This is a genomic window from Gammaproteobacteria bacterium, assembly GCA_013003425.1.
GTDB lineage: Bacteria > Pseudomonadota > Gammaproteobacteria > Steroidobacterales > JABDKV01 > JABDJB01.
Window position 1 is genome coordinate 1 of the sequence record JABDJB010000101.1, and the last position, 4,235, is coordinate 4,235.

5 protein-coding genes are annotated in these 4,235 nt (G+C 60.1%); all 5 read right to left on the minus strand.

All coding sequences use genetic code 11. The annotated features are described in order from the left end of the window. Positions 1-73: 73 nt before the first annotated feature. Positions 74-655 carry an RnfABCDGE type electron transport complex subunit A gene (locus tag HKN06_13700; protein NNF62366.1) on the minus strand — a complete coding sequence of 194 codons (582 nt, stop codon included), beginning with the start codon at positions 653-655 and terminating at the stop codon, positions 74-76. Continuing rightward, a complete protein-coding gene (locus HKN06_13705; protein NNF62367.1) occupies positions 655-1,284 on the minus strand; it encodes an electron transport complex subunit E in 630 nt (209 codons plus the stop codon). Before HKN06_13705 ends, HKN06_13700 begins: the two co-directional genes overlap by 1 nt. Continuing rightward, the gene (locus HKN06_13710) at positions 1,281-1,964 is read right to left on the minus strand and encodes an FMN-binding protein (protein ID NNF62368.1); all 684 of its coding nucleotides are present in this window, start codon (positions 1,962-1,964) and stop codon (positions 1,281-1,283) included. The genes HKN06_13705 and HKN06_13710 overlap by 4 nt, the downstream gene beginning before the upstream one ends. After that, on the minus strand, positions 1,961-3,058 hold the full coding sequence (locus HKN06_13715) for an RnfABCDGE type electron transport complex subunit D (GenBank protein NNF62369.1): 1,098 nt from the start codon (positions 3,056-3,058) through the stop codon (positions 1,961-1,963). Before HKN06_13715 ends, HKN06_13710 begins: the two co-directional genes overlap by 4 nt. After that, positions 2,959-4,235, minus strand: a 1,277-nt coding sequence (gene rsxC, locus HKN06_13720; protein NNF62370.1) for an electron transport complex subunit RsxC, incomplete at its 5' end; no start/stop codon positions are given. The genes rsxC and HKN06_13715, both read right to left, overlap by 100 nt.

The following is a 4,235-nucleotide window of genomic DNA, read 5'->3' on the forward strand; positions in this document are numbered from 1 at the left end:
TGTCGCTGCAACAGCAGCCGGGCCCCGGCAATGGCGGCAATCAGCAGGCTCGCGATTATCCAGCGTTCCAGCATCAGCTGCCCAACCCGGCAAAACCCATGAAACTCAGGCTCAGTATCCCGGCCACAACCAGTGCAGCCGTGGCGCCCTTGACCGATTCCGGCACAGCAACGAGATCGAGTTTCTCGCGTATACCGGCCATCAGCACCAACGCCAGCGTAAACCCCGCTGCCGCACCGAGGGCAAAAACTATTGCACGGCTGAAACCGTAACCGCGATTTGTCTGGAACAGGGCGACACCCAGAATCGCGCAGTTGGTGGTGATCAGCGGCAAAAATATTCCCAGCGCACGGAACGTCGCCGGACTCAGCTTGCGCAGCAACATTTCCACCAACTGCACGGTCGATGCAATAACCAGCACATAGGAAATGAGCCGCAGGTACGGCGCATCTACCCACAACAAAAGTTCATTCAACAGGAAGGCGCAAAGGGAAGCTACCAGCATGACAAAGGTCACGGCGCCACTCATGCGCACCGCTGTCTGCAGCTTTGCCGAAACACCCATGAACGGGCACAGGCCAAGAAAATACGCCAGCACGAAATTGTTGATCAATGCGGCATTGACGAATATTGCCCAGTGCGGTGCGTCACTCATCATGCCCCCTCTCCCGCTGCCTGTCCGTTGCGCTGGCGACTCGATTGCCAGACCGATATCAGCAGCAGCCACAGCGCCAGCACAAAAAATCCGCCGCTCGGCAGGATCATCACCGTCCACGGCTGGAATGCCTCAGGGAACAGCTGCACGCCAAACAGCGTACCGTTTCCGAGTATCTCCCGAACGGCACCGATGCAGAACAGTGACAGCGTGAACCCGATGCCCATGCCAAGCGAGTCCTGGATTGTCCGGCCAATGGTATTACGCGAAGCAAACGCCTCGGCGCGACCGAGGATCAGGCAGTTGACGACAATCAGCGAAATAAATGCGCCCAGGCTTTTGTGCAGATCAAGACTGATTGCTTTTATAATGTAGTCGACACAGGTGACGAAACTGGCAATGATGCAGATGTAGCTGACGATGCGGGCATCACGCGGTATCAGGCTGCGAATCGACGAGATCACGACACCGGAGCTCAGCAGGACGAAACTGGTCGCCAGGCCCATAGTGAGCGAGTTAATGGCGCTGTTGGATACGGCCAGCGCCGGGCACAAACCCAGCAGCTGGACAAAAATAGGATTCTGTCGCCACAGGCCCTTGATGAACTCATTGGTCGACGGCTGGCTCATTCAACCACGCTCCCGCTGCGCTGCAGCCGTACATGCTCACGCACCAGCAGCGGCGCCCACTCGCTGGCGCTGTCGTTGAGGATGGCGCCGATCGCATCGGATGACACCGTTGCCCCGGTAATGGCGTCAATCTGCCAGGGGTGCTCCTTGGTGCCATGCGGGACAGTGACTACCGGGTTTTGCAATGCTGTGCCCGCAGCGTCAAGCGACACATCGAGTTGCTCGAAGTTGGCAACGAATGCCGGATCGGTTTCGATCTTGTCGCCGAGACCCGGAGTTTCGAGACTTTGCAGAACGCGCATGCCGACAATAGCCTGCTGTTCAAACGAATACGCGTAAATCACCCGGATGGTGTCCTGGTAGCCCATACCCGACGCGGTAATTGCCGCACCAAGCAGTGCGCCGTTAGCGTCATAACCGAGAAAAGCGGGGAATTCGACCTCGGCGGCAACTGCGTCGGCCAGCCCGTCGCCCGTCAGGCTGACCGGGCGCAGTTCTGTCGCTCCCGGCATCACCGCATCGACGGCCTTGCGTAATGCCCGTGCCTCATTTTCGGCGATGCGCCCGGCTGTCGCTTCGAATACCAGCACGATCACCAGCGCACAGACCATACCGATACCCACGATAGTGCGGAACATCGTCAGCGGCGTCGACGGCGGTTGCTGCTGCGGCAGGCTCATGCCCTGCTCCCGTAGACCCGCGGCACAATGGCATTATCGATGTGTGGCGAGACCGCATTGGCCAGAAGGATCGCGTACATCACCCCCTCCGGCATGCCGCCCCAGAATCGAATCACAACAACGAGCGATCCGATCAGCGCGCCGTACAGCCAGCAACCGGCATCGGTAATCGGCGAGGCAACAGGGTCGGTGGCCATGTACACGGCGCCCAGCATCAGTCCGCCGGAGAACAGCATGAAAACCGGTGACGGATACTCACCCGGCGCGAACACGTTCATTACCAGCGTCAGTACCGCCACCACCGCAATGATTGCCACCGGGATGCGCCAGTTCATCATGTTGCGCGCGACCAGGTAGATGCCGCCGGCGATAATCAGCAGTGCGCAGGTCTCGCCCACCGATCCCGACGTCAGACCCAGCATCAGCTCGCCGGAGTCTGTACCCAGACCGCGAAATTTCATTGCCGATAACGGCGTGGCCGCGGTCACCGCATCATATTCGGGCCGGGCCAGCGGGAAAGTAAGGATCGAGCCCGGCACCTGGACAAAGCGGTCGGCAACAAATGCCGGCGACCACTGCGTCATGGCACCGGGGAACGCCGCCTGCAGGAAAGCGCGGCCGACCAGCGCGGGGTTGAAGGCATTTGCACCAAGCCCGCCGAACAGGTACTTGCCGATACCGACGCCGAAAATGCCACCGACGACGACCATCCACAATGCCAGGCCCGGCGGCAACGTCAGCCCGTAAAGAATTCCGGTGACGATGACTGACCAGTCACTTAGCGAGGACTGGCCGGTGATGCGGTTCATGACATGCTCGGTGCCTACGCATGCCAGCACGGCTGTAACGAGGACCAACAATGCGCCGGTACCGAAAGCAAAAACAGCAAACGCAACGACCGGCAACATGGCATAGACCACGTTGCGCATGATGATATCCACGCTGGCGCCACTGGCTACATGTGGCGAGGAGGCAATTTCCAGCGTCTTACCGCTCACTGTGCCGCCCTCGTTTTGCGAATCATCTTCTTGGCCAGGCGAAAATACTGCACCAGCGGGATGTGCGACGGACACACGTAGGTGCACGAACCACATTCAAAGCAGTCGAACAGGTGAAAGTCGTCAGCCATCTGTTCGTACTGCTCGTTTTTTGCCAGCAGCCCCAGCTTCGACGGGTTGAGAAACACCGGGCAGGCCTCGACACAGCGCGCGCAGCGAATGCACGGGTAGACCTTGCGCTCGACCACTTCGGCTGTCTCGCGCACGGTGAAGGCCAGTATTCCGGATGTGCCCTTTGTAACCGGAATATCGAGATTGGAAACTGCCGGCCCCATCATCGGCCCACCCATGAATACGCGGGTAACATCCGGCTCTGCGCCGCAGCTTTGCAGGGCAAAACGCACCGGCGTACCGATGGGTATCAGGTAATTTCCCGGTTTTTCGACCCCCGGCCCGGCAATCGTAATCACCCGCTCCTGGATGCCGCGGCCGTGCGGCAGCAGCCGGCCAATTTCGGCCGTTGTTGCCACGTTTGTGCACAGCACGCCGACATCGATCGGCAGGCCGCCCCGCGGCACTTCGCGGTCGAGCAGCGCTTTTAACAGGATCTTCTCTGCACCCTGCGGATATTTGACCTTCAGCACCGCCACTTCTGCATCGATGTCAGGCGGCAACTGGTCACGCAGCATGGCGATCGCGTCGCGCTTGTTGGCCTCGACGGCAATGATGATGCGTGCCGCGTTGGCAGCCTTGGCCAGGTAGCGGATGCCCATGTAGACATCGGCAGCCTGCTCAAGCATGACCCGGTGATCGGTGGTGAGATACGGCTCGCATTCCACCCCATTGATAATCAGCGTGTCGACGCGCTTGTCATCGGGGAACCTGAGTTTGGCGTGGGTGGGAAAAGCAGCGCCGCCCAGACCGACGATGCCGGCATTCTGGATCGCGGCAATAATCTCATCGCGATTTGCTGTTTCCACGTGACAGGGTTGCCCGTCGACGACTTCCTGCGTCGATGCAGGGAGCGGCTCGATGAATATGCTTTCGACCATTTCGCCGCTTATCGACGGCGCCAGGGCGATGCGCTGTATCGTACCGGTTACCGGGGCGTGCATCGCTACGGACATAAAGCCGTCGGGCCTGGCTATCGTCTGGCCACGCGCGACTTCTTCACCAGGCCGCACGACCGGGATAGCGGCTGCACCCAGGTGCTGGCGCAACGGCACGATCAACTCCGGCGCAAACGGAAACTGGCGTATCGCCGCAGCGCTGG